Origin of the sequence: Streptomyces sp. NPDC091272, from assembly GCF_044757485.1 — a bacterium.
GTDB lineage: Bacteria > Actinomycetota > Actinomycetes > Streptomycetales > Streptomycetaceae > Streptomyces.
Genome location: NZ_JBIVVC010000003.1, coordinates 34406 through 59013 on the forward strand (window position 1 = coordinate 34406; position 24608 = coordinate 59013).

At 72.3% G+C, this 24608-nt stretch carries 23 protein-coding genes; 9 read left to right on the forward strand and 14 right to left on the reverse strand.

The annotated features are described in order from the left end of the window. Positions 1-153: 153 nt before the first annotated feature. Genes ACIQM4_RS09395 through ACIQM4_RS09415 form a run of 5 tightly spaced genes read right to left on the reverse strand, consistent with a single transcriptional unit; the run spans position 154 to position 5486 of the window. The gene (locus tag ACIQM4_RS09395) at positions 154-954 is read right to left on the reverse strand and encodes a type III pantothenate kinase (RefSeq protein WP_401588360.1); all 801 of its coding nucleotides are present in this window, start codon (positions 952-954) and stop codon (positions 154-156) included. Further along, a complete protein-coding gene (gene nadC / locus ACIQM4_RS09400) occupies positions 954-1976 on the reverse strand; it encodes a carboxylating nicotinate-nucleotide diphosphorylase (protein ID WP_401588362.1) in 1023 nt (340 codons plus the stop codon). Before nadC ends, ACIQM4_RS09395 begins: the two co-directional genes overlap by 1 nt. Then, positions 1973-3703, reverse strand: a complete 1731-nt coding sequence (locus ACIQM4_RS09405; protein ID WP_401588364.1) for an L-aspartate oxidase — start codon at positions 3701-3703, stop codon at positions 1973-1975. The genes nadC and ACIQM4_RS09405 overlap by 4 nt, the downstream gene beginning before the upstream one ends. Next, entirely contained in the window at positions 3700-4578 is an 879-nt protein-coding gene (gene panC, locus ACIQM4_RS09410) for a pantoate--beta-alanine ligase (protein WP_401588367.1), read from the reverse strand. The genes ACIQM4_RS09405 and panC overlap by 4 nt, the downstream gene beginning before the upstream one ends. Then, a complete protein-coding gene (locus ACIQM4_RS09415) occupies positions 4575-5486 on the reverse strand; it encodes a Rossmann-like and DUF2520 domain-containing protein (RefSeq protein WP_401588370.1) in 912 nt (303 codons plus the stop codon). Before ACIQM4_RS09415 ends, panC begins: the two co-directional genes overlap by 4 nt. Positions 5487-5698: 212 nt before the next feature. On the opposite strand from ACIQM4_RS09415, the gene ACIQM4_RS09420 reads away from it, so the two are divergent. Then, the gene (locus ACIQM4_RS09420) at positions 5699-6844 is read left to right on the forward strand and encodes a threonine aldolase family protein (protein WP_401588372.1); all 1146 of its coding nucleotides are present in this window, start codon (positions 5699-5701) and stop codon (positions 6842-6844) included. Here ACIQM4_RS09420 and ACIQM4_RS09425 read toward each other — a convergent pair. Next, entirely contained in the window at positions 6841-7191 is a 351-nt protein-coding gene (locus tag ACIQM4_RS09425) for a hypothetical protein (protein WP_401588375.1), read from the reverse strand. The genes ACIQM4_RS09420 and ACIQM4_RS09425 overlap by 4 nt on opposite strands. A gap of 132 nt (positions 7192-7323) precedes the next feature. Between ACIQM4_RS09425 and ACIQM4_RS09430 the strand changes: the two genes are divergently transcribed. After that, a complete protein-coding gene (locus ACIQM4_RS09430) occupies positions 7324-8442 on the forward strand; it encodes a DUF5937 family protein (RefSeq protein ID WP_401588378.1) in 1119 nt (372 codons plus the stop codon). A gap of 74 nt (positions 8443-8516) precedes the next feature. Here ACIQM4_RS09430 and ACIQM4_RS09435 read toward each other — a convergent pair whose 3' ends face one another. Both ACIQM4_RS09435 and ACIQM4_RS09440 read right to left on the reverse strand, forming a co-directional pair. Next, on the reverse strand, positions 8517-9200 hold the full coding sequence (locus ACIQM4_RS09435) for a response regulator (protein WP_401588381.1): 684 nt from the start codon (positions 9198-9200) through the stop codon (positions 8517-8519). 168 nt (positions 9201-9368) lie between these two features. After that, positions 9369-10562, reverse strand: coding sequence for a sensor histidine kinase (locus tag ACIQM4_RS09440; RefSeq protein WP_401588383.1), 1194 nt, complete (start codon positions 10560-10562; stop codon positions 9369-9371). A 136-nt stretch (positions 10563-10698) separates the two neighbouring features. Here ACIQM4_RS09440 and ACIQM4_RS09445 point away from each other — a divergent pair, with 136 nt between their 5' ends. Then, complete coding sequence (locus ACIQM4_RS09445) at positions 10699-11751, forward strand: SAM-dependent methyltransferase (protein WP_401590070.1); 1053 nt, start codon at positions 10699-10701, stop codon at positions 11749-11751. Between the two features lie 131 nt (positions 11752-11882). After that, complete coding sequence (locus ACIQM4_RS09450) at positions 11883-13028, forward strand: NADH-quinone oxidoreductase subunit D (RefSeq protein WP_401588386.1); 1146 nt, start codon at positions 11883-11885, stop codon at positions 13026-13028. A gap of 75 nt (positions 13029-13103) precedes the next feature. Here the strand turns inward: ACIQM4_RS09450 and ACIQM4_RS09455 are convergent, their stop codons facing one another. The 4 genes from ACIQM4_RS09455 to ACIQM4_RS09470 form a co-directional block, all read right to left on the reverse strand. Further along, positions 13104-14144, reverse strand: coding sequence for a hypothetical protein (locus ACIQM4_RS09455; protein ID WP_401588389.1), 1041 nt, complete (start codon positions 14142-14144; stop codon positions 13104-13106). 179 nt (positions 14145-14323) lie between these two features. After that, positions 14324-15310: an ABC transporter substrate-binding protein gene (locus ACIQM4_RS09460; RefSeq protein ID WP_401588391.1), complete on the reverse strand. Its 987-nt coding sequence runs from the start codon at positions 15308-15310 to the stop codon at positions 14324-14326. Between the two features lie 137 nt (positions 15311-15447). Continuing rightward, a complete protein-coding gene (locus tag ACIQM4_RS09465; protein WP_401588394.1) occupies positions 15448-16116 on the reverse strand; it encodes an ABC transporter permease in 669 nt (222 codons plus the stop codon). 5 nt (positions 16117-16121) lie between these two features. Continuing rightward, on the reverse strand, positions 16122-16853 hold the full coding sequence (locus ACIQM4_RS09470; RefSeq protein WP_401588397.1) for an ABC transporter permease: 732 nt from the start codon (positions 16851-16853) through the stop codon (positions 16122-16124). Positions 16854-17016: 163 nt separating this feature from the next. Here ACIQM4_RS09470 and ACIQM4_RS09475 point away from each other — a divergent pair, with 163 nt between their 5' ends. Next, positions 17017-18174, forward strand: coding sequence for an ABC transporter ATP-binding protein (locus ACIQM4_RS09475; RefSeq protein ID WP_401588400.1), 1158 nt, complete (start codon positions 17017-17019; stop codon positions 18172-18174). A gap of 76 nt (positions 18175-18250) precedes the next feature. Here the strand turns inward: ACIQM4_RS09475 and ACIQM4_RS09480 are convergent, their stop codons facing one another. Continuing rightward, positions 18251-19363 carry an alpha/beta hydrolase gene (locus tag ACIQM4_RS09480; protein ID WP_401588403.1) on the reverse strand — a complete coding sequence of 371 codons (1113 nt, stop codon included), beginning with the start codon at positions 19361-19363 and terminating at the stop codon, positions 18251-18253. Positions 19364-19512: 149 nt separating this feature from the next. On the opposite strand from ACIQM4_RS09480, the gene ACIQM4_RS09485 reads away from it, so the two are divergent. Next, positions 19513-21366, forward strand: coding sequence for a phosphatidylglycerol lysyltransferase domain-containing protein (locus ACIQM4_RS09485; protein ID WP_401588405.1), 1854 nt, complete (start codon positions 19513-19515; stop codon positions 21364-21366). 298 nt (positions 21367-21664) lie between these two features. On the opposite strand, the gene ACIQM4_RS09490 is transcribed toward ACIQM4_RS09485, so the two are convergent. Beyond that, positions 21665-22591, reverse strand: coding sequence for an NADP-dependent oxidoreductase (locus ACIQM4_RS09490; RefSeq protein WP_401588408.1), 927 nt, complete (start codon positions 22589-22591; stop codon positions 21665-21667). A gap of 132 nt (positions 22592-22723) precedes the next feature. On the opposite strand from ACIQM4_RS09490, the gene ACIQM4_RS09495 reads away from it, so the two are divergent. Genes ACIQM4_RS09495 through ACIQM4_RS09505 form a run of 3 tightly spaced genes read left to right on the forward strand, consistent with a single transcriptional unit; the run spans position 22724 to position 24547 of the window. Continuing rightward, the gene (locus ACIQM4_RS09495; protein ID WP_401588411.1) at positions 22724-23224 is read left to right on the forward strand and encodes a MarR family winged helix-turn-helix transcriptional regulator; all 501 of its coding nucleotides are present in this window, start codon (positions 22724-22726) and stop codon (positions 23222-23224) included. 16 nt (positions 23225-23240) lie between these two features. Next, complete coding sequence (gene folP / locus ACIQM4_RS09500) at positions 23241-24101, forward strand: dihydropteroate synthase (protein ID WP_401588414.1); 861 nt, start codon at positions 23241-23243, stop codon at positions 24099-24101. Beyond that, positions 24098-24547, forward strand: coding sequence for a nuclear transport factor 2 family protein (locus ACIQM4_RS09505; protein WP_401588417.1), 450 nt, complete (start codon positions 24098-24100; stop codon positions 24545-24547). Before folP ends, ACIQM4_RS09505 begins: the two co-directional genes overlap by 4 nt. Positions 24548-24608 lie beyond the last annotated feature (61 nt).

Sequence of the window (24608 nt, forward strand, 5' to 3'; positions counted from 1 at the left end):
GCGGGAACCGTATGGCGTGGGCATGTGGTGACTTTAAGTGCTAAGCGGACAATTTTCGTTTATTACCGAAAAGGTGGCGAGTTTCCGCGTTGCGGGGCGGTGCCGGGAAGGGTGACCGGGCACTCGCCGCCGAATTCCGTATTCCGTCCGCCGTCACATTCGGGCGATGTTGCGCTCGTACACCAGGCGCAGACCGATCAGGGTCAGCCAGGGTTCGTGCTCGTCGATGACCGAGGACTCGCCCAGGATGATCGGGGCGAGGCCGCCCGTCGCGATGACGGTGACGTCGTCCGGGTCGTCGGGGGAGAGTTCGCGCACCATCCGGGCGACGACTCCGTCGACCTGGCCCGCGAAGCCGTACACGATGCCCGACTGCATGGCCTCGACGGTGTTCTTGCCGATGACGCTGCGCGGGCGGGCCAGCTCGATCTTGCGGAGCTGGGCGCCCTTGACGCCGAGGGCGTCGACGGAGATCTCGATGCCGGGGGCGATGACGCCGCCCGCGTACTCGCCGCGGGCCGTGACCGCGTCGAAGGTGGTCGCCGTGCCGAAGTCGACGACGACCGCGGGGCCGCCGTACAGCTCGACGGCCGCGACGGAGTTGATGATGCGGTCCGCGCCGACCTCCTTGGGGTTGTCGACGAGGATCGGCACGCCGGTCTTGATGCCGGGCTCGACCAGGACGGCGGGCACGTCGCCGTAGTAGCGGCGGGTGACCTCGCGCAGCTCGTGCAGCACGGAGGGAACGGTGGCGCAGATCGCGATGCCCTCGATGCCGTCGCCGAGCTCGTTGCCGAGCATGGGGTGCATGCCCATCAAGCCCTGCAGCAGGACGGCGAGTTCGTCGGCGGTGCGGCGGGCGTCGGTGGAGATCCGCCAGTGCTCGACGATCTCCTCGCCGTCGAACAGGCCGAGGACGGTGTGCGTGTTGCCGACGTCGATGGTGAGCAGCATCAGGCGCGGACCTCGGCTGCGGTGTCGGCCTCGCGCAGGTCCAGGCCGATGTCGAGGATCGGGGACGAGTGCGTCAGGGCCCCGACGGCGAGATAGTCGACGCCCGTGCCGGCGTACGCGCGGGCGGTGGCGAGGGTGAGCCTGCCGGAGGACTCAAGGGCGGCGCGCCCGGCGACCAGGGCGACCGCCTCCGCGGTCTGCTCGGGGGTGAAGTTGTCGAGGAGGATCAGGTCGGCGCCCGCCGACAGGACCTCGGTGACCTGGGCGAGCGTGTCGACCTCGACCTCGATCGGGACCTCGGGGAAGGCATCCCGTACGAGCTTGAAGGCTTGGGCCACTCCCCCGGCGGCGACCACGTGGTTGTCCTTGACCAGGGCCGCGTCGGAGAGCGACATCCGGTGGTTGACGCCACCGCCGCAGCGGACCGCGAACTTCTCCAGCGAACGCAGCCCGGGAGTGGTCTTGCGGGTGTCGCGGACCTTGGCCCGCGTGCCCTCCAGCGCGTCCGCCCACGCGCGCGTGGCGGTGGCGATGCCGGAGAGGCGGCACAGCAGGTTCAGCGCGCTGCGCTCGCCGGTGAGGAGGTCGCGGGTGCGGGTGGTGACGGTGAGGAGCTTCTGGCCGGCCTCGACGCGGTCGCCGTCCTCGACGTGCCGCTCGACCTCGAACTCCTCGGTGCAGACGATGGACAGGACCGTCTCGGCGACCCGCAGGCCCGCGACCGTACCGGCCTCGCGGGCGGTGAAGTCGCCGGTGGCGACGGCCTCCTCGGGGACGGTCGCCACCGTCGTCACGTCGACCCCGTGGGCGAGGTCCTCGGCGAGAGCGACGTTGGCGACGTCCTCGACCTCGATCGGGTCGAGGCCGCAGTCCAGGAGGAGTTGGGCGAGGTCGGGGTCCAGGCCGCAGTCGGAGAGGTCGTAGCTGCCGTCCTCCTGGGGTGCCGCGCCGCCCGAGCAGCCGCAGGCGTCGCCGCAGCCGCCCGCCTGCGGGAGGAGCTGGGGGTTCTCGGGGGTGCTCACTGGTGCTGCTCCTTCTTCGGGGGTGCTTGTACGGGCGGGAACGCGGCCGTCGCGGTGCGGCGCACCTCCAGGGTGCGGTCCGGGGCCAGCGTGACGACGAGGTGACGCTGCCAGTGGGCGTCGTCGCGGTCGGGGCGGTCCTCGCGCCAGTGGCAGCCGCGGGTCTCCTCGCGCTGCCGGGCGGCGGCGACCAGCACCCGGGCGACGCAGAGGAGGTTCGTGGTCTCCCAGGCGTCGACGCCGGGCACGGCGGGCTTGCCGGAACCCGGCGCGGGGTCGGCGGCTTCGCGCTGCACGGCCGCCAGGGCCCGCGCGGCGACGTCGAGGCTGTCGGCCGAGCGCAGGACCCCGGCGCCCAGCGACATCGTGCGCTGGATGCCCGGGCGGGCGTCCGGGGCGACGAGCGGGAGGACCGTACCGGGGGCGGTGGGGGCAGCGGGCGCGGGTCGGTCATCGGCGACGGCGTCGTCGTCCACATCGGCGGCGGCGGTGATGTCGTCCGCGATGCGTTCGGCGAAGACGAGCCCCTCCAGGAGGGAGTTGGAGGCGAGCCGGTTCGCGCCGTGCACGCCCGTGCAGGCGACCTCGCCGCACGCGTAGAGGCCGGGGACCGTGGTGCGCCCGTGCAGGTCGGTGCGCACACCGCCCGAGGCGTAGTGCGCGGCGGGCGCCACCGGGATCGGCTCGCTCACCGGGTCGATGCCGTGGCTGCGGCAGGCCGCCAGGATGGTCGGGAAGCGGTTCTCCCACATCGTCGCGCCGAAGTGCCGGGCGTCCAGGTACATGTGGGTGGCGCCCTGCTCCCGCATCCTGCGCATGATCGCCTTGGCGACGATGTCGCGGGGCGCCAGTTCGGCGAGTTCGTGCTGCCCGAGCATGAAGCGCACACCGTCGCCGTCGACGAGGTGCGCTCCCTCGCCCCGTACCGCTTCGGAGACCAGCGGCTGCTGGCCCTCCGAGCCCTCGCCCAGGAACAGCACCGTCGGGTGGAACTGGACGAATTCCAGGTCCGACACCTCCGCGCCCGCGCGCAGGGCGAGGGCGACGCCGTCGCCCGTGGAGACGGCCGGGTTGGTGGTGGCGGCGAAGACCTGGCCCATGCCGCCGGTCGCGAGGACGACGGCGGGGGCGTTGACCGCGCCGACACCGTCGTGCTGGCCCTCGCCCATGACGTGCAGGGTGACGCCCGCCGTGTGTCCTCGCGCGTCGACGAGCAGGTCGAGGACGAGTGCGTTCTCGACCGTACGGACGGCCCTCTCACGGACCGCCTCGACGAGGGCGCGGGAGATCTCGGCGCCGGTCGCGTCACCGCCCGCGTGCGCGATGCGACGGCGGTGGTGGCCGCCCTCGCGGGTGAGCTCGATGGCGCCGCTGTCGGGGTCGGTGTCGAAGTGGGCGCCGGTGGCGATCAACCGCCGTACGGCGTCCGGGCCTTCGGTGACCAGGGTGCGTACGGCCGCCTCGTCGCACAGGCCCGCGCCCGCCACGAGGGTGTCGTCGAGGTGCTGCTCGGGGGTGTCGCCCTCGCCGAGCGCCGCGGCGATGCCGCCCTGCGCCCAGCGGGTGGACCCGTCGTCGAGCCGCGCCTTGGTGACGACGACCGTGCGCAGTCCCGCGGCGGTGCACCGCAGGGCCGTGGTGAGGCCGGCGACGCCGGAGCCGACCACCACCACGTCGGCGTCGATCGCCCAGCCGGGCGCGGGGGCGGTCAGGCGTATGCCGGTCACGGGGCTGCTCCTGGGGTGTGCTGGGGCCGCGGTACGTCGCCGAGGACCAGCGGCAGGTTGTCGATGAGCCGGGTCGTGCCGACCCGGGCGGCCACCGCGAGGACCGCGTCCCCCCGGTGGTCCTCGGGGACCTCGGTGAAGTCGGCGGGGTCGACGAGCGCCAGGTAGTCGAGGTCGACTCCGGACGCCTCCTTGAGGAGGTGGTGCGCTGCGCCGCGCACCGCCGCGGGGGACGTCTCGGCGGCGCCCGCGAACAGGGCGGCGGACAGCGCGAGGGCGCTGCGGCGCTCCTCGGGCGTAAGGAAGCGGTTGCGGCTGGAGAGGGCCAGCCCGTCGTCCTCCCGGACGGTCGGGACGCCGACGATCTCCACGGGGAAGTTGAGGTCCAGCACCATCCGCCGGATCAGCGCCAGTTGCTGCGCGTCCTTCTGGCCGTAGAGGGCGAGGTCGGGCGCGGTGAGGTGCAGGAGCTTGGCGACGACGGTGAGCATGCCGTCGAAGTGGCCCGGCCGGGTGGCGCCTTCGAGCACCTCGCCCATCGGGCCAGCGGAGAGGCGGACCTGTACGGAGCCCCCGGGGTAGACCTCGTCGACGGCGGGCGCGAACACGGCGTCCGCCCCGGCCTCCTCGGCGACGCGCAGGTCCTCCCGGAGCGTGCGGGGATAGCGGTCGAGGTCCTCGTTCGCCCCGAACTGGAGGGGGTTGACGAAGACGGTGACGAGCACCGTGCCGGCCGCTCCCACCCGCTCGCGCGCGGCACGGACCAGGGTGGCGTGCCCGTCGTGCAGCGCGCCCATCGTCATGACCACACCGAGCCGTCCCGCACGCGGGTACGCGGCGAGCTCGGCGGCAGTGCTCAGCAGTCGCACGCTCATCGCAGGTCCCCCTCCGCCAGAACGCCCAGCAGGTCCTCGGCGAGTTCGGGCTTGAGCAGGCCGTGTGCGAGTGCGCGGTCCGCGGTGGCGCGGGCCATGGCGAGGTAGCCGGCCACCGTCTGCGGGGCGTGCTCGCGCAGCTCCGAGACATGGGCGGCGACCGTGCCCGCGTCACCTCGTGCGACGGGTCCTGTCAGGGCGCCGTCGCCGGAGCGCAGGGCGTTGTCGAGGGCCGCCCCCAGGAGCGGGCCGAGCATCCGGTCGGGGGCCTCGACGCCCGCGGTGCGCAGCAGTTCCATCGACTGCGCCACGAGGGTGACCAGGTGGTTCGCGCCGAGGGCGAGGGCCGCGTGGTAGAGCGGACGGGCCTCCTCCGCGATCCACTCGGGTTCGCCGCCCATCTCGATGACGAGTGCCTCCGCGGCCAGCCGCAGCTCCTCGGGCGCGGTGATCCCGAAGGAGCAGCCGGCGAGGCGCTGGACGTCCACCGATGTGCCGGTGAACGTCATCACCGGGTGGAGGGCCAGCGGGAGCGCCCCGGCACGCAGCGCGGGGGCCAGGACGCCCGTCCCGTACCGCCCCGAGGTGTGCACGAGGAGCTGTCCCGGGCGGATCGCGCCGGTCCCGGCGAGGCCGTCGACGAGTTCCGGCAGGGCGTCGTCGGGGACGGTGAGCAGTACGAGGTCGGCACGGGCCAGCACCTCGGCCGGGGTGACCAGCGGGACGTCGGGCAGCAGGGCGGCGGCCCGGCGCACGGAGGCGTCGGAGACACCGGAGGCGGCGACCGGCCGGTGTCCGGCCTGGCGCAGCGCCGCCGCCAGGGTGGCACCGACGCGGCCGGCTCCGACCACGCCCACGGTGAGGCGGGCCGGGCGGTCGGTGGGGTCGGGGAGCTGGGATGAGTTCACGCGGAAACGGCCTTCCGTTCCAGTCCGCAGGGGGTACCGGACGACTGCCCGTCATGCTACGCCAGCGTTTCCGGGGCTTCCCGGGACGGCGGACGGGGGCAGCCGTGCCACGGGCGGCGGGCAGTGCGCGGGACGGGTCGGCTGCGCCGCGCACACCGTCCACAGCCTGTGGAAACTCCGGCGCCGCCCGCCCCGTACGCGATCATCGGCGGATGACCGACAACCACAGCGAGGACGAGGACCCCACCGACCGCAGGCTCGCCGCCTGGCGCGGCGCCACGAGGACGCTCGCCAGGAACGCCACCGAGCACCGGATCGGCGACCGGCTGACCGCCCTCGCCGCGGACGCGGGCACCGTCTACGACCTGGCGGACGGGACCGACGTCTACGGCGACGGCGTCGTGGCGGAGCTGGAGCGGCGCACCGCGCGCACCCTCGGCATGGAGGACGCCGCGTTCTTCCCCTCCGGCACCATGGCGCAGCAGGTCGCCCTGCGCTGCTGGGCGGGCCGCACCGGCAACCGCACGGTCGCCCTGCACCCCCGTGCACACCCGGAACAGCACGAGCGGGGCGCCCTGTACGAAGTGAGCGGGCTGCGTACCGTGCACCCGACCTCCGAGCCCCGGCTGCCGTCCGCCGACGAGGTGTCCGGCTTCGAGGAGCCCTTCGGGACGCTGATGCTGGAACTGCCGCTGCGCGAGCCGGGTTTCGTACTGCCGACGTGGGACGAGCTGACCGCGGTCGTGGCGGCGGCCCGGGAGCGGGACGCGGTCGTGCACTTCGACGGGGCGCGGCTGTGGGAGTGCACCGAGCACCTCGGGCGTCCTCTTGAGGAGATCGCGGGGCTCGCCGACAGCGTGTACGTGTCGTACTACAAGTCGCTGGGCGGGATGTCGGGGGCGGCGCTGGCCGGACCGCGCACGCTGATCGACGAGGCGAGGACATGGCGCCACCGCTACGGGGGACAGCTTTTCCAGCAGTATCCGGCGGCGCTGAGCGCGCTGCTGGGACTTGAGCGGGAGCTGCCCAGGCTGCCGGAGTACGTGGCGCACGCGCGCGTGGTGGCGCGGGCGCTGGGCGACGGGTTCGCGGCGGCGCGGACCCCGTGGTTCCGGGTGCATCCGGAGGTCCCGCACACGCATCAGTTCCAGGTGTGGCTGCCGTACGCCGCCGATGTGCTGACGGAGGCGGCGGTACGGCAGGCGGAGGAGACGGGGGTGTGCCTGTTCCGGCGGTGGTCCGCGGGAGACGCCCCGGGCCTCTCGGTCACCGAGGTGACGGTGGCGGCCGAGGGCCTTGAGTGGTCGGCGCGGGAAGTGCACGCCGCGGTGGCCGAGTTCACCGGCCGACTGCCCTAACGGCGGCCCACCGTCGCGGCGCCCCCGCGGGATGTGCGGGGCACCGGGGAGGTACGGGGCGCCTGGGAGGTACGGGATCCCTGAGAGGTACGGGGTGCCTGAGAGGTACGGGACGCCTGGGAGGTGCGGGTCGGGCGCAGCCGGGTCACCAGGCGGGTGAGTGCGGCGCGCAGGAAGGTACGGGCCGGCTGCTCGGCCACCGCCGCGCGGAAGCGGAGGTCGTCGCGGACCGCGTCGCGCAGTTCGCGGACGGTCCGCCAGTCGTGCGTGCCGGGGGCCGGCGGGGTGGGGCCGCCCTGCTGGGCGGCGCGGTAGACGTCGAACATGTGCTGCTGGGATGCGTTCATGTGCTGAACGCTGCGGCCGGTGCGGGCGCCCCGCCCAGCCGATTGACGGGGCCCGTCAATCGGACCGCCGTCGATTGACGGGCCCCGTCAATCGACGGCCCGGTTGTCAGTGCGAGGGGGCACCATGAGGCCATGAGTGTCTCCGTGGACATCGCAGGCCTGCCGCCCGAGCGGATCGAGTTCGCCATCTCGCCGCTGGGTGAGCTGGGCATGGCGCTGCACGCCCTGTCCGAACCCGGCCACCATCCCGGGCTGCACGGCTGGGCCACCGCGACCGCCTCCTGCCTCAAGCCGGACCTCGCGGACCGGCTGACGGAGGCCGACTTCCTGTGGCGCACGACGTTCTCCGACGTGTTCCTGCCGTTCGCCGGGGTCAGGAACGGGCCCGGCAGGCCCGGTGCGACGCTCGGCGAGGACCTGGACCTGCTGGACCGGCTGGACGACGAGGAGTTCGTGTCGGCCGCACTGGAGTTCACCTGCTCCAGCATGTACTCCGAGGGCAGCCCCTCGCCGCTGGTCGACGCCTCGCTGCGGGCCCGCGCACTGGAGCTGGCGGCGGCCCGCGGCCCCAAGCAGATGGACTTCACCCACCGGCTGCTGACCGACCCGGGTTCGGTCAGGCTCTGGCTGCGCCGGTTGTTCGAGGACTGCGACGAGGCGTTCTTCGCGGACACCTGGAACCGGGTCAGGGTCCAGCTCGCCTCCGACGCCCGCCACAAGCACGACCTGCTGCAACGCCGGGGGCTCGCCGAGGCGTTGCACGCCGTCTCGCCCTCCCTCACCGTGGACGAGGACAACCGCCGGATACGGGCGGACAAGCTCGCCGAGGGCCAGACCACCGCGACGGACCCGGCGGTGGGCGCCGGCCTGACCGCCGTGCCGTCCACCTTCGGCTGGCCGCACCTGCTGGTGTTGCACGCCCCCGGCTGGCGCCCGGTGATCCACTACCCGGTGGGTGCGCCGGAGTTGCCCTCGCCGGCCTCGGTGCAGCTGCTGCAACTGCGGCTGGAGGCGCTGGCGCACCCGATGCGGATGCGACTGTGCCGGTTCCTGGCCCGTACGCCGTACACGACGGGTGAGCTGGCGGACACCCTCGCCATCACCGCGCCCGAGGTGTCCCGGCACCTGGGCGTGCTGAAGAAGGCCGGCCTGATCTCCACGCGCCGCCGCGGCCGTTATGTGCTGCACCAGCTGGACACGACGGTGGTGGCACGACTGGGCAGCGACTTCCTGGAGGGGGTGCTGCGCTAGCGGGGCCGCCCGCGCCACGGGTTGCCCCTGGTGCCCGCTGCCCGCCGACCACTGCCCGCCGCCCGCTGCCCGCGCTACAGGTTTCCGGGCGAGCCCCCGGCCCGTACCAGGCCCGACTCGTACGCGAGGACGACCACCTGCACCCGGTCGCGCAGACCGAGCTTGGTCAGGATGCGGCCGACGTGCGTCTTCACCGTGGCCTCGGAGAGGACCAGACGGGCCGCGATCTCACCGTTCGACAGGCCCTGCGCGACGAGCAGCATGACCTCGCGCTCGCGCTCGGTGAGCTTCTCGACCTCCTTGTGCCGCGGCTCCTTGCTGCTGCTCGGCAGCATCGGCGAGAAGCGGTCCAGCAGCCGGCGGGTGGTCGAGGGGGCGACGACCGCGTCCCCGCTGTGCACCGAGCGGATCGCGTCCAGCAGGTCGGTCGGCGGCACGTCCTTCAGCATGAAACCGCTGGCGCCCGCCTTGAGCCCGGAGAAGGCGTACTCGTCGAGGTCGAAGGTGGTCAGGATGAGCACCCGCGGCGGGTCCTGCTGTGCGCAGATCCGCCGGGTCGCCTCCACCCCGTCCAGCCTCGGCATGCGGACGTCCATCAGGACGACGTCGACCGCGGTGGTGCGCAGGACGTCGATCGCCTCCTGTCCGTCACCCGCCTCGGCGACGACCTCCATGTCCGGCTGGGCGGCCAGGACCATCCGGAAGCCGGTGCGCAGCAGCATCTGGTCGTCGACGAGCATGACGCGGATCGGCGGCATTGGGGGACCTTCCGGAGAGCGGGTTCAGCAGGGCGGGTTCAGCAGGGCGGGTTCAGCAGGGCGGGTTCAGCAGGGCGGGTTCGGTGCGCCGGGGCCGGTGGGCCGGGGCCGGTGGGCCCGCGTTTCAGTGGGCCGGGTGCGGGGCGCCGGGGTCAGTTGGGGGCAGGTTCAGTGGGCCGGCTTGAGCGGGAGCAGGGCGCTGATCCGGAAGCCACCTCCCGGGCGCGGTCCCGCGTCCAGCGTGCCGCCGACCATACCGACCCGCTCGCGCATCCCGATGAGGCCGTGCCCCTGGCCGTCGGCGCCGCCGTCCTCGTACATCTCGTGGGCGGCGCCCCGGCCGTCGTCCTCCACGAGCAGCCCGAGGCCGTCGTCGAAGTACACCAGCCGCACGCTCGCGCCCACCTCGGGGCCGCCGTGCTTGCGGGTGTTGGTGAGGGCCTCCTGCACGATGCGGTACGCGGTGAGCTCGACGCCGCTGGGCAGCGGGCGGGCGGTGCCCTCGATCTTGAAGTCGACGGTGAGGCCCGCCGTGCGGACCTGTTCCACCAGGTCCTCGATCTGCTGCACGTCGGGCTGCGGCACGTACTCGCCGGCCTCCTGCTGCTCTCCCGTACGCAGTACGCCGAGCAGTCTGCGCATCTCGGCGAGCGCCTGCCTGCCGGTCGTCGAGATGGTCTCCAGGGCCTGCTTGGCCTGGTCGGGCGAGGCATCCATGACGTACGCGGCGCCGTCGGCCTGCACCACCATCACGGACACGTTGTGCGCGACGACGTCGTGCAGCTCACGGGCGATCCTGGCGCGCTCGGCCGCCACCGCCACCTTCGACTGCGCCTCGCGCTCCTTCTCCAGCCGGGTGGCCCGCTCCTCCAGCTGGGCGAAGTAGGCGCGGCGGGTGCGCAGCGAGTCACCGAGCACCCAGGCGAGGAGGAAGGGGATGGTCAGGAACACCGCGTACGCGATCGGGGCCGCGGCTCCCGGGGCCTTGTCCACCGGCCATCTGAGCTGCGAGATCGTCGCGGCCAGCAGCGAGCCGCCGAGCGCCAGCCGGGAGGCCCAGCGGGCCCCGTTGGCCGCCACCGTGTAGACGATGACGAGCATCGCGAAGTCCGCGAGGTTCGGCTGGATGTCCAGCGCGACCTGGACCAGCCCGACCGCGATCGCGGTCAGCAGCATCCACTCGGGGAAGCGGCGGCGCAGCGCGACCACCAGGGACAGCACGAAGATGCAGATGCCCGCCGAGACGCCGTGTCCGTCGAAGGCGCCGGCCGCCGACGCCGCGGACATCCCGAGGAGCATCACAGCCCAGAAGCTGTCGACGCTCGTCGGGTGTCTGCGGATGAAGTCGTAGAGGCGCTGCACGAGTCCAGCGTAGGGAAACCCCAGAGGTCAATGGGTCAACCGGAGGGGCGATCCGGTGGACGGGCCACTACTCCCCAAGGTGGAGACGCAGTGGAGACTTGGCGCCGTGAGAGACGAGAGGGACCCCCGGGACGAGCTGCACGGCGAGGGAACCGAGGGGCGCGGCAGGCCACGCGAAGGGGCGGCTTCCGGGTGGAGCGGGTGGCGCACGGCGACGGAGCGCGCGCTCTACGGGCCGGGCGGTTTCTATCAGCGTCCCGAGGGGCCGGCGGGCCATTTCCGTACGTCCGTGCACGTGTCGGCGCTGTTCGCGCGGGCGGTGGCGCGGCTGCTGCTGCGTACGTACGGGGAACCGGGTGTCGGGCACGGCACGCCGGGCGGCCCGGAACGCTCCGGCGGGATCGACCTGGTCGACATCGGGGCCGGGCGCGGTGAGCTCCTGACGGGGGTGCTCGCCGCGCTCCCCGAGGGCTTCGAGGTGCGGGCGTACGGGGTGGAACGGGCCGCCCGGCCGGACGGGCTCGACCACCGCATCGAGTGGTGCGCCGAGCCGCCGTCGGGCGTCACGGGACTGGTCTTCGCGAACGAGTGGCTGGACAACGTTCCGGTGGACGTCGCGGAGGTGGACGCGAAAGGGGTGCCGCGGTACGTGGAGGTGCGGGCGTCCGACGGGGCGGAGCGGCTCGGCGCCCCGGTGGGCGGCGCGGACGCCGCGTGGCTGGCGCGGTGGTGGCCGCTGGAGGGCCTGCCCGCCGGACACCGGGCGGAGATCGGCCGCCCTCGGGACGAGGCGTGGGCACGGGCGGTCTCGACGCTCGACGCGGGCCTCGCGGTGGCGGTGGACTACGCGCACGAGCGGGGGTCGCGGCCGCCGTTCGCAACCCTGAGCGGTTTCGCGGCAGGCCGCGAGGTGCGGGCGGTGCCGGACGGCAGCTGCGACGTGACGGCACACGTGGCACTGGACGCGTGCGCGGCGGCGGCCGAGGCCCCCCGGACCGAGCTGCTCACTCAGCGAGAGGCGCTGCACAGGCTCGGCGTGACCGGCGAACGCCCACCGCTGCCCCTGGCGTCGAAGGACCCGGCAGCCTACGTCCGCGCCCTGTCCGCGGCGGGCGAGGCGGCAGAACTCACGGCAAGGGGCGGCCTGGGGGACTTCGGCTGGCTGCTGCAGGGGACCACGGGCCTCTGACATCCAGCATCCAGGCGCTGGTCTGCGCGAGGGCGCGAGGGCGCGAGGAGCACGGGCGCGAGGAGCGCGGGCGGGGCGAGGGCGGGGGCTCTCCGGCCGCCCGCTCGGGACCGCGAGGGATACTGTCCCGCATGACGCAGACGACGACGGTCGGCATCGGCGGCGCGGCCGAGTCCACCGACATGGTGCTCAACATCGGCCCCCAGCATCCCTCGACCCACGGCGTCCTGCGCCTGAAGCTCGTCCTCGACGGTGAGCGCGTCCAGCACGCCGAGCCCGTCATCGGTTACATGCACCGCGGGGCCGAGAAGCTCTTCGAGGCACGTGACTACCGCCAGATCGTCATGCTGGCCAACCGCCACGACTGGCTCTCCGCGTTCTCCAACGAGCTCGGTGTCGTCATGGCCGTCGAGCGGATGCTCGGCATGGAGGTCCCCGAGCGCGCCGTGTGGACCCGTACGCTCCTCGCCGAGCTGAACCGGGTGCTCAACCACCTGATGTTCCTCGGCTCCTACCCCCTGGAGCTCGGCGGCATCACCCCCGTCTTCCACGCGTTCCGCGAGCGCGAGGAGCTCCAGGCGGTGATGGAGGAGGTGTCAGGCGGGCGCATGCACTACATGTTCAACCGGGTCGGCGGCCTCAAGGAGGACGTGCCGGCGGGCTGGCTGGGGCGGGTGCGCGACGCCGTCGCCTCCGTCCGCTCCCGCATGGACGTCTACGACGGCCTCGTCCTCGGCAACGAGATCTTCCGCGGCCGTACGCGCGACGTGGGCGTGCTGTCGGCGAAGGCCGTCCACGCGTACGGCGTCTCCGGGCCGATCGCCCGCGCCTCCGGTGTCGACTTCGACCTGCGGCGCGACGAGCCGTACCTCGCGTACGGGGAACTCCAGGACACCCTCAAGGTGGTGACCAGGCAGGAGGGCGACTGCCTGGCGCGCTTCGAGTGCCTCCTGGAACAGACGCACAACGCGCTGGACCTCGCCGACGCCTGCCTCGACCGGACGGCCGACCTGGCGCCCGGCCCGATCAACCAGCGGCTGCCGAAGGTCCTCAAGGCCCCCGAGGGCCACACCTACGCGTGGACCGAGAACCCGCTCGGCATCAACGGCTACTACCTGGTCTCCAAGGGCGAGAAGACGCCGTACCGGCTGAAACTGCGCTCGGCGTCGTTCAACAACATCCAGGCGCTGACGGAGCTGCTGCCGGGGACGCTGGTCGCGGACATGGTCGCGATCCTCGGCTCACTCTTCTTCGTCGTCGGCGACATCGACAAGTAGTACTTCGGCGACCGCCCAGCTGCCCAACTGGTCGCATCTTGGCGGCCGCCCAGCTGATCGCGCCTCGGCGACCGCCTAGCTGATCGCGCTGCGGAGGTCCGCGACGTCCAGCTGCTCGGTCTCGTCGTGCGCCGTCAGGTCGATGACCTCACCCACCGCGTCACGGTCGGCGGCACGCAGCGTCCGGTGATCGGCCAGCGCCTCCTCGCCGACGACGTCCGCCAGGTCCTCGTTCTGCACGGCGGCGTGCTGCTGGACGGTGTGCTGCTCGGCGACGTGCTCCGCGGACTGCTGCTGGACGGCGGGCTGTTGCTGGTCGGGCTGCCGCGGTGCGGGCCGGTGCTGTCCCGGCCCGCGGACCGGTTCCAGCGCGGAGGCCGCGGTGTCCGTGGCCGCCGCGTCCACACCCACACCCGCGGCCTCGGCCGCGGCCGTGCCGAAGAAGTCGAAGCCGCCCTGCTTGCGCACGGCGGGGAGGTTCCGCGGTGCGTACGGGGTGACGGCCGTGGCCGGACGGGTGTGTTCCCGCAGTTCGGCGGCCGAAGCCGCGGTCTGCGCGGCCCCGTTCCGCCCCAGGTTCTGCAGTGCCGCCGCCGCCCGCATGTACGCGGCCGGGGTCGGCGTGGAGCCCGCCGCGGGCAGTTCGCGAGGCGCTTTCCTCGCCGCCTCCAGCGCGAGCTGCCGGCGGCGTTCCAGCGCCGTGGCCCGCTCGGTCTCGGCGGTCGCGTACCGGCGCAGCAGCGCGGCGTGCTCGTTGCGCAGAGCGGCCAGTTCCACGCGCTTGGAGCGCAGCTTCTCCTCCAGCCTACTGCGCAGCGCGCGCGACTCGTCGAGGTCTCCCTCGACGTCGGCGACACGCTCCTCCGCCTTCCAGACGTCGGCCTCACGTGCCCGGGTCAGTTCGGCGACCCTGCGGCCGGCCGTACGGTCCCAACCGCGCATCAGCGCCGCCCCGGTGACGGCGGAAGCCGCCGTGGCGGCGACGAGGACGCGGAGTACCACCGGCTCCGCCACGAACCAGGCGCCGACGGCGCACACGAGCGAGACGCCCGCGACCGCCGAGGGGGGCAGCAGTTTGTGCAGGGGTGGGGAATGGCGGTGGCGTCCACGTGGCATGGCTGGAAATTTACCGCGTGCGGGACACGTATGGGGCACCGCTCGGCAATCTGTTCCCTTGCGGTTACCAGGACCGCTGGAGAAACACCGCCGAACGGCTGCCCCCACCACCCCCGATGCCCTGAGTGCCGTTCCCCGTTCCCCGTTCCCCGTTCCCCGTTCCCCTTTCGCCGCTGCCGTTACTTCTTGATCAAGTTCTTCTCCTCCAGGTAGGCCTTCGCCACATCGCCCGGCTTGGCCCGCTCGATGTCGACCTTCCGGTTGAGTTCGCCGAGGTCCGCCGTGGTCAGCGCCTTGGTGAGTTTGCCGAGGGCCTCAGCGACGGCGGGGTCGCCCGCGTCCTTGGCGTTGACGACGGGCAGCAGGTTGTCGGCGTTCTGCAGCTTCTTGTCGTCGGCCAGGAAGACGAGACCGAAGCTGTCGATCGTGGCGTCCGTGGTCGTGGTGAGGACGAGCTGGTCCGCACCGTCCTTGACGGCCTGCTTGGACTGCGGGGTACCGACGCCCTTGGGGTCGATGCCGGTGACGTCGATGCCGTACTTCGACTTCAACCCGGGGGCGCAGAACGGCCGGATCTCACATTCGTCGCCCGCCGCGATCTTGACCTTGAGCTTGGACCTCCCCAGGTCGGAGAGGCTCTTGAGATTGTTCTTCGCGGCGAATTCCTTGGTCACCGCGAACGCGTTCTGATCGACGGCCTGCCCCGCGGGCAGAACCTTCAGTCCGAGCGGCTGTGCCAGCTTCTCCAGCGCGGCGACGGTGGCGGCGACGTCACTGGACGCCAGCGGCTTCTGCTGGGCCTTCTGCGCGCCGTTGACCTTGGCGTTGAGGAATTCCGTGATCGTCGCCGCGTATTCCGGTACGACGTCGATCTCGCCCTTCTCCAACGAGGGTTCGTACAGCTCGCGGTTCTTGACGACGGTCACCGAGGTGGCGAACCCGGCGTCCTTGAGTATCTGCGCGTACAGCTCCGCCAGCACCTTGGACTCGGTGAACGCGGCGGCGCCCACCACCAGGGAGCCCTTCTTGCCGCCGCCCGCGGGGGCTTCGGCGCCCGGCTTGTCCTTCTCCAGGCTGTCGCCGCCGCACGCGGCGAGCGAACCGGTCAGTGCCACCAGGCCGACCACCGCACCCGCGAGGCGTGAGGTCTTGGAGGTCTTACTCATGAGGGATCACCATTCATGAAGTGCACGGAGTGCAGGGACGCACGAGGTGCAGGGATGCACGAGGTGCGGGAACGAGGGACGTGAGCGAAACAGCAGGAGAACGGAGCAGCAAGGGAATCAGGAGGGCCACCGCACCGTCAGGCCGTTTTCCTGAGCGGCGAGAACAGTCGGCCGAGCACCACCAGAGCGCCCTCCACCAGCAGTGCGAGCAGCGCCACCAGCAGCGCCCCCGCGACCACCTGCGCGGTGTCGTACGTGTTGAAGCCGGCGGTGATGATCCGTCCGAGCCCGCCCTGGCCGACCATCGCGGCGATTGACGCGGTGGCCACCACCTGGACGGCCGCGGACCGCAGCCCGGTCATGACCAGCGGGTACGCGAGGGGGAGCTCGACCCGCAGAAAGAGCTGCACACCCGACATGCCCATGCCGCGTGCGGCCTCCACCACCGCCCGGTCCACCTCCCGCATCCCGACGTACGCGTTGGTGAGCAGCGGCGGCACCGCGAACAGGATCAGCGCGATGATCGTCGGCAGGTATCCGGCGGAGCGCAGCGGCGAGACCATGAACAGCGCCAGCACCGCGAACACCGGCACGGCCCGCCCCACGTTGGAGATGTTGACCGCGAGCGCACCGCCCCTGCCGAGGTGTCCGAGCAGGAAGGCCGTCGGCAGCGCGAGCAGACAGGCCAGCGCGAGCGCCACCCCGCTGACGTACAGATGCTCGGAGAGGCGGGCCAGTACCCCGCCGTCCCCCGACCAGTTCGAGCCCGTGACCAGCCAGGTCCAGGCGCCCGAGAGCACACCCATCGAGATCAGCCCGCCTCAACAGCCGCAGAAGTCTTCCGTATTCGAGCCGTACGCGGCTCGGGCCTCGCCCGGGTCACCCGTGTCCACGGGGTGAGCAACCGCTGCAGCCCGAGCAGCAGCAGGTCCGCGACGAGGGCGAGCAGCACGCACAGCACGGACGCGGCCAGCACCTGCGCCTTGAAGAAGGTGGGCAGCGCGTCCTCGATGAGGTTGCCGAGGCCGCCGCGGCCGACGATGGAGCCGACCGTGGTCAACGCGACCGTCGAGACGGTGGCGATCCGCACCCCGGCCATCAGCGCGGGCAGCGAGAGCGGCAGTTCGACCTCCCAGAGCATCCGCCACGACCCGTACCCCATCCCGCGGGCGGCCTCCCGGGCCTCTTCCGGCACCGCTTCGAGACCGGCCAGGATGTTGCGTACGAGGATCGTCAGGGAGTACAGCACCAGGCCGGTGACGACCAGCGCGGCCGAGAGCCCGAAGAGCGGCAGCAGCAGCGAGAACATCGCCAGCGAGGGCACCGTGTAGAGCACGGTGGTCAGCCCGAGCACCGGCCCCGCGAACCGCTTGTGCCGACGCGCCAGCAGCGCCAGCGGGAAGGCCACGGCCAACCCGATCAGCACCGAGGCCACCGTGATCCAGATGTGCTGGACGGTCGCGTCGGTCAGTTCCTGGCTGCGGGAACGCAGGTACTCACCGCAGATCCAGTCGTTCGTCGCCAGACAGCTCTGCTCGCTCACCCGTTCCCCCTCCCCCGTTCCGGCAAATCCATACGGCTGAGAACGTATGTTCAAAGACCTTATCGCCGACCACCGACAACGGGCCCGGCCCGGTTCGGGCTGCCACATCCCGGCAACACGCCCTTCACACAAGACCTGTCACCAGCCGTCACAATGGGGACCCATGATCCGGTTCGAGCACGTCACCAAGCGCTACGCCGACGGAACGACCGCCGTCGACGACCTGTCCTTCGAGGTCGCCGCGGGTGAACTGGTCACGCTCGTCGGCCCGTCGGGCTGCGGCAAGACCACCACCATGAAGATGGTCAACCGGCTCATCGAACCGACCGGGGGCCGCATACTCATCGACGGCGAGGACATAGCCGCGGGCGATCCCGTCGAACTCCGGCGCAGGATCGGCTACGTGATCCAGCAGGTGGGCCTCTTCCCGCACCGGACCGTCCTCGACAACACGGCGACGGTGCCGCACCTGCTCGGGGTGCGGCGTGCGGAGGCCCGCGCCCGCGCCGCGGAACTCCTCGACCTGGTGGGACTCGATCCCAAGGTCTACGGTCCCCGCTATCCGGAACAGCTCTCCGGCGGTCAGCGGCAGCGCGTCGGGGTGGCCCGCGCACTGGCCGCCGACCCGCCGATCCTGCTCATGGACGAACCGTTCGGCGCGGTCGACCCGGTGGTCCGCGAGCACCTGCAGAACGAGTTCCTGAAGCTCCAGTCGCAGGTCCGCAAGACGGTGCTGTTCGTCACGCACGACATCGAGGAAGCGGTCCGCCTCGGCGACCGGATCGCCGTCTACGGACAGGGCACCATCGAGCAGTTCGCCGCCCCGGCCGCCGTGCTCGGCGCGCCCGCCACCCCGTACGTCGCGGACTTCGTCGGCGCCGACCGGGGCCTCAAGAGGCTGTCGGTCACCCCCATCGAGGAGAGCGACCTGGACCAGCCGCCGGTGGTCCACCTCGACGACTCCCTCAAGAGCGCCACCGCACGGCTGTCGGCGGAGGGCGCGCGCTGGGGCGTCGTACTGGACGGGGACGACAATCTGCACGGCTGGATTCCGGCCACGTCCACGGCGCAGGGCGGGACCGTGCGCGAGCACGCGCGCCGGATGGAGGCCTGGCTCCCGGTGGGGGCCTCGCTGAAGCAGGCGTTCGCGACGATGCTCCAGCACGACGCGGGGTGGATCGCCGTCATCGACGGGCGGAGCGAGGGCCGGTTCCTGGGCGTGCTCACCCCGGCCCGGCTGCATGAGGCGCTGCGCCGGTCCATCGACGCGGACGACCGCAAGGTGCCCCGCACCGAGGTGCAGGTGGAGACGATCGGCTGACCGCCGCCGGCCGGAGACGCAGCCGGACCCGGGCGACCCTCCCCGCCCGGCAGCCTCAGGCCCCGCCCGCAAGGCGTCAGGCCGTGAGCTTCTTGCTCATCCACTCGACGACGGCGGGGATCTCGCGCTTCCAGGTGTTGAAGTTGTGGCCGCCGCTGTTCAGCGTGATCGAGGAGATGTGCGTCGGCGGCTTCACCTTGCTGATGAACTCCGCCGTCGGCTTCTTGTTGTCCTCGCCCTTCTTGCTGGTCGTGACCAGCAGGGAGGTCCTGGGCGCGGGCAGGTGGTCCAGCGACCACAGCAGGTCCGCACGCTTCTTGAGGTCCGCGTTCCCGCCGAAGAGGTCTCCGGTCGTCGGGTCGTCGGCCGCCTTGTAGTACGGGGAGAGCCCCGCGCCCGCGGCGAACTTGTCCGGGTGGCCCATGGCTATCTTCACGGCGCAGTAGCCACCCGTGGAGTTCCCCATGAAGCCCCAGTTCTTCCCCTTCGTACCCACGCGGTACGCGGAGGAGACCGCGCGCGGCAGGTCCTCGGCGAAGAACGTCTCGGTCTGCGGGCCGCCGGGGATGTCCACGCACTCGGTGTCGCGCGGCGGTGCGACGGTCGGCCGCATCATCACCATGACCATCGGCTGCGCCTTGCCCGCGCGGGCCTGCAGCAGGGCGGTCTGCGGGTAGCGGAGCCCCTTGATCAGGTTCATCGCGGTGCCGGGGTAGCCGGTGAGCACGACCGTCGCCGGGAAGTTCTTCTTCGCGTACTGCGGCTGGAAGTACTCCGGTGGCAGGTACACGTACGCCGGGCTGACGATCTTCGACTTCGCGCCCTCGATCCGTACTTCCTGTATCTGCCCGCCCACGGACGGCTTGCCGCCGCCGGGGACGTCCAGCGCGCGGGTGCCGATCAGCTGCGCCTGCTTGCCTGCGCCCGCTGCGTGGTCGACGACCACGCCCATCTCCTCCTCCTGGCCGAAGAGGTCGGCCCAGGAGCCGTAGAAGAGGAAGGACTTGTTCGCGGCGAGGCCGACGGCGGCGAACAGTGCCAACTGGGTCACCAGCAGCAGTCCGATCCGGCCGAGAACGGCCCTGAGGGAGCGGCGGGACAGCCGCGGCCAGAGCCAGATCGTGGCGGCGAAGAGCAGGACCGCGATCACCAGGGTGAGCGCGAGGACCTTGGTACTGGTGAGACCCATGTCGAGATCGTTACTTCCTGGATGAGAATTTCCTGAGAGCCGAGTGAACCCACCCCCCGGAAGCGCCGTCCTAGTGGACGCACATTGCCCGGACGGACCTTCTCCAAGTTCCGCGGGCACAAAACCCCTCGCGGAAACCTCGGGAAGCGATGTCAATCAGAATAGATGGGGATAAGTCCGGAGCGGTTCCGGATCGGGTCCGGCGGATCCTGCGCGGTCCGCGGCCCGAGAAGGTCCCCGCGCTGGTGGGCGCGGCGGTCACCCTGGTGGCACTGCTCGACATCGCGGCCGCGGTCTTCCCCCGCTTCCGGCACAGCCGGATGCACAGCGTGGCCGAGGTACTGCCCGGTACGTTCGGGCCGTTCGCCGCCGCCTTCTCACTGACCGTGGGGGTGCTGCTGCTCCTGCTGGCGCACGGCATCAAGAGGCGCAAGCGGCGCGCCTGGCGCGCCGCGGTGGTCCTGCTGCCGGTGGGCGCCGCCGCCCAGTACTCCTACCGGCATTCCTGGGTCGGGGTGCTGATCGCGCTCGCACTTCTCGCCCTGCTGATCGTCCATCGGAGTGAGTTCGCCGCGCTGCCCGACCCGCGCAGCCGCTGGAAGGCGGTGGCGAACTTCGTACTGACCGGCGTCGGCTCGGTCGGGCTCGGTCTGCTGATCGTCAGCTCGCACCCGAGGACGATCGTCGGCAACCCCGGCTTCGGCGACCGCCTGACCCATGTCCTGTACGGCCTGGTCGGCTTCGAGGGCCCGGTCGACTACGCCAGGCAGGCGTCCTGGACGGTCGGCTACTCGCTCGGCGCGCTCGGCTGGGTCGTCGCGCTCACCACCGTCTACCTGGCCTTCCGCCCCGAGCACCCGGCCGCACGGCTGACCGCCGACGACGAGACGCGGCTGCGCGCCCTGCTGGCCAAGCACGGCGCCCGCGACTCGCTGGGCCACTTCGCGCTGCGGCACGACAAGGCCGCCGTGTTCTCCCCCAGCGGCAAGGCCGCCGTCACCTACCGCGTCGTCTCCGGCGTGATGCTGGCCAGCGGGGACCCGATCGGCGACGTCGAGGCCTGGCCGGGCGCCATCGAGCGGTTCATGGAGGAGGCCAAGGCGCACTCGTGGACCCCGGCGGTGATGGGCTGCTCGGAGACCGGCGGCGAGGTCTGGACCCGCGAGAGCGGCCTGGACGCACTCGAACTGGGCGACGAGGCGGTCGTCGACGTCCCCGACTTCTCCCTCTCGGGGCGCGCGATGCGCAACGTGCGGCAGATGGTCAAACGCATCGAGCGGGGTGGCTACGAGACCCGGGTGCGCCGCGTCGGCGACCTGTCGGGCGAGGAGCTGGACCGCATCCGCCGGGCCGCCGCCGACTGGCGCGGCACGGAGACCGAGCGCGGGTTCTCGATGGCGCTGGGCCGGGTCGGTGAACCGGGCGACGAGGACTGCTTCGTCGCGACCGCCCACAAGGCCGACGAGGAGGGCGCCGCTCCCGGCCCGTACGGCGACATCAAGGCGGTACTGCACTTCGTGCCGTGGGGCGAGGACGGCATGTCCCTCGACCTGATGCGGCGCGACCGGGCGGCCGACCCCGGCATGAACGAACTCCTGATCGTGGCCTCCCTGACGGCCGCCCCCGGCCTCGGCATCAAGAAGGTCTCGCTCAACTTCGCGATGTTCCGCTCGGCGCTGGCCCGTGGCGAGAAGCTGGGCGCGGGGCCGGTGCTGCGGGGCTGGCGCGGGCTGCTGGTGTTCCTGTCCCGGTGGTTCCAGATCGAGTCGCTGTACAAGTTCAACGCGAAGTTCCAGCCGCGCTGGGAGCCGCGCTTCGTGGTCTTCCGGACCACCCGGGACCTGCCGCGGATCGGTTTCGCGGCGATGCAGGCGGAGGGCTTCGTGACGCTGGGCCTGCCGAGGCCGTTCGCCCGGCTGACCCGCGGGAGGGCCGCGAAGAGGGGCCCTCAGCCGTGTGCACACGCCCCTGCGCCGGTCCCCGAGGTGGAACCGGCGGCCTGACCGGGACGGGACGTTCCAGGGGGCGGGGTCGACCGCGCCGGGGGGCGGGCAGGGCGGCCTGACCGGACGGGACGTTCCCGTGGCGCGGGCAACCGCGCCGGGCAAGGGCGGCAGGGGGCCGGCGCCGCGGGCAGCCCCACCCCGCACATACCCGCGCCGCCCCCGCCGACGGCCCCCATCTCCCCGCACCGTCCCGCAGTCGGCCCCCACCGCCCCGCACCGTCCCGCAGCCGGCCATCACCGCCCCGCACCGTCCCCCGCCTGCGCGTCCCCCACGCCCCGCACCCGCGGGTCACGCCTACGCCACGCTGATCACGATCTTGCCCCGCGTGTGCCCCCCGATGCTCTCGCGGAAGGCGTCCGCGGCCTTCTCCAGCGGGTGGACGGCCGCGACCTCGATCTTCAGCTCACCCCGCTCCACGAGCACCGAGAGCGCCGTCAGGTCAGCGGTGTCCGGCCGTACGAAGAGGTAGTCGCCGCCCAGCTCCTTCACCGCGCCGTCCGCGACGGAGGCCAGCCTGCCGTCCTTGGCCAGCAGCTCGGGCGAGCCCTGGAGCGCTTCGCCGCCCACCAGGTCGAGCACGGCGTCCACCCCGCCCGGCGCGATCGCCCGCACCCGGTCCGCGAGGCCTTCGCCGTACGCGACGGGCGTCGCCCCGAGCGACCGCAGGTAGTCGTGGTTGCGCTCGCTCGCGGTGCCGATGACCTCGGCGCCCAGCGAGCGCGCGATCTGCACGGCGAGCGAGCCGACGCCGCCGGCCGCCGCGTGCACGAGGACCTTGTCGCCAGGACGGACCGCCAGGTGCCTGGTCAGCGCCTGGTAGGCGGTCAGCCCGGCCAGCGGCAGCCCCGCCGCCTCCTCGAAGCCGACGTTGGCGGGCTTGCGGGCCAGGGTGCGGACGGGCGCCGCCACGTACTCCGCGAAGGTGCCCCGCGAGACGAGGTCCTCCCGTACGTAACCGATCACCTCGTCCCCCGGCACGTACTCGGTCACCGCGGCGCCCGCCTTCTCCACGACGCCCGCCACGTCCCACCCCGGCACCACAGGGAAGACGGCGTCCAGCACCGGATCCAGATGGCCGCCGAGGATCTTCCAGTCGACCGGGTTGACCGAGGCGGCCCGGACCTTGACGAGCACGGAGTCAGGACCGAGCTTGGGCTCGGGCCGCTCGCCGTACTCCAGGGCGTCGGGGCTGCCGTATGCGCTGTACGTGATGGCCTTCATGGAGGTGCTCCAAACTCAGTGACTTCGCGTCGCCACTCGACGGACGACAGATGGTTGACATCCTCAAGTAACCGTTTCCGACGGTACCTCAATCGTTGAGATGGTCAAGTTTTCCGGCGTACACTGCGTGTCATGGCAGCCCACCCGCCGAACCCGGCCCACCCCCCGACCAAGGCCGAACTGGTCGACCGGCTGGCCGCGTCCTTCGGTGTCTACTACGCCGACTTCACGCTCGCCGCCGCCACCGCGGGGCTCACCCCCAGCCAGGCCAAGGCGCTCAGCGTGCTGCGCTCCTCTCCTGCCCCGATGCGTGCCCTCGCCACCACCCTGGCCTGTGACGCCTCCAACATCACCGGCATCGTGGACCGGCTGGAGAAGCGCGAACTGGTGCGCCGGGAGCCGAGCCCCACCGACCGCCGCGTCAAGAACGTCGTCCTCACCCCGCACGGCGAGCAGACCATCGACACGATCCGGGCCAGGATGCACGCCACGCTCGCGGCACTGGACACCCTGGACGGCACGGAACGCACCACCCTGTTCACCCTCCTCGCCCGGGTCTTCGGCGCCGGCGCGCAAGATCCCGGCGATCCGGACGGTTCACCCGTTCCCGACGGTCCGGAGATCGGGACCTGACGCCTAGGCTGGACGTATGAGTACGTTGCTGCACACCCACCCCGCCGAAGGACTCCCGGAGTGGGACCGCTGTGCGGTCATGGGCGTCGTGAACGTGACGCCCGACTCCTTCTCCGACGGCGGCCGCTGGTTCGACACCGCGTCCGCGGTGAAGCGGGGCCTCGCCCTGGTCGCGGAGGGGGCGGACCTGGTCGACGTGGGCGGCGAGTCCACCCGCCCCGGCGCCAGCCGCGTCGACGCCGACGAGGAGCTCAAGAGGGTCGTGCCGGTCGTCCGCGCCCTCGCGTCGGAGGGCGTCACCGTCTCCGTGGACACCATGCGCGCCGCCGTCGCGGAACAGGCCGTCGCGGCCGGCGCCGTGCTGGTCAACGACGTCAGCGGCGGTCTCGCGGACCCCGCCATGGTCCCCGCCGTGGCGGCGGCGGGCGTCCCCTTCGTGGTGATGCACTGGCGCGGCTTCAGCGCGGACATGAACAGCCTGGCGGTGTACGACGACGTCGTCGCCGAGGTCCTCGCCGAGCTCCACGCGCGCGTGGACGCGGTCGTCGCGGGCGGCGTCGACCCCCGGCGCATCGTCGTCGACCCCGGCCTCGGCTTCGCCAAGCGCGCCGAGCACGACCTCACCCTCCTCGCCCACCTCGGCGACCTGCGCTCGCTGGGCCGTCCCCTGCTGGTCGCCGCCTCCCGCAAACGCTTCCTGGGCCACGTCCTGGCGGGCGAGGGCGCCGCTCCGCCGCCCGCCCGTGAGCGCGACGCCGCCACCGCCGCCGTCTCCGCGATCGCCGCCCACGAGGGCGCCTGGGCGGTCCGGGTGCACGAGGTACGGGCCACCGCCGACGCGGTACGGGTCGCCCGCGCCGTGGCGGGCGCCAGGTGACGCCCCGCGCCTCCGACGCCGAGCGGGTCGAACTGGCCAACACGGCGTTCTACGAATGTCTGGAGCGCGGCGACTTCGAGGAGCTGTCCGCGCTCTGGCTCGACGACGAGATCTCCTGTGTGCACCCGGGCTGGCCGGTGCTCTCCGGGCGCGGCGAGGTGCTGCGCTCGTACGCGCTGATCATGGCGCACACCGACTACATCCAGTTCTTCCTCACCGATGTGCGGGTCTCCGTGATGGGCGACACCGCCCTGGCGACCTGCACGGAGAACATCCTCAGCGGCGGCCCCGCCGAGGAGAGCGGCGAACTGGGACCCCTGGTCGGCCAGCTGGTCGTCGCCACCAATGTGTTCCGGCGCACCCCGGACGGCTGGCGGCTGTGGGCCCACCACGGCTCGCCGGTCCTGGCGGACTCCGACGACGACGAGGACGAGGATTCCTCCTGACGGACGACGCAACCGCGCCCCGAGTGGGTAGGGGCCTGGGAGGAAAACCCGGAAGGGGCCC